1 protein-coding gene is annotated in these 526 nt (G+C 38.8%); it reads right to left on the bottom strand.

Annotation, left to right across the window (positions count from 1 at the left end):
• Positions 1–526, bottom strand: a 526-nt coding sequence (locus COX77_04880; GenBank protein ID PIZ98352.1) for a hypothetical protein, incomplete at both ends; no start/stop codon positions are given.

The raw sequence follows: 526 nt of genomic DNA, 5'->3' as shown, positions 1-526 counted from the left end.
CATATATTTCAATACCGTGTAAATATATCCTTAAACTTGATTTTATTGCCGGCCCTTTTTGGGAAATTTTAATATTCGCAAGATTTACCAAGCGTTTTATGGCTTCGGAATTTTCCGCGATTATGTTTATTTTTGCGCCGCCGTATATTATTGTTTTTAGCTTTACTCCCGCGTTTATATTTAAATCAACTCTTAAGGCTCTGATTTCCGAAACGATTCCTAAGACCGTTTCCATCTCTTTTTCCACTTTTTCATCCACTAAAGATTTATCGAACTCCGGCCATGATTCGCCTATCAGCATTTTTTGTTCGCCGAGATTTGACCATATCGTTTCAGTCACAAAAGGCATAAACGGATGGAGCAAGCGCAGCATTGTTTTTAAAACACGCGCTAGCACTATCGGATTTTTCTTTTCCCCTTTGCTCAGTTCAAGGTACCAATCGCAAAATATTGACCAGAAAAAATCATAAGTCGCGCCGCCCGCTTCCGAAAATCTGTATTCTTCAAGAAGACGCGTTACTGTTTT

The sequence above is a fragment of the Candidatus Komeilibacteria bacterium CG_4_10_14_0_2_um_filter_37_10 genome, assembly GCA_002793075.1.
In the GTDB taxonomy this organism is placed as follows: domain Bacteria; phylum Patescibacteriota; class Patescibacteriia; order UBA1558; family UBA1558; genus UM-FILTER-37-10.
Note: the sequence above shows the minus strand (reverse complement) of the source record. Positions and strands in the feature narration are given on the sequence as shown.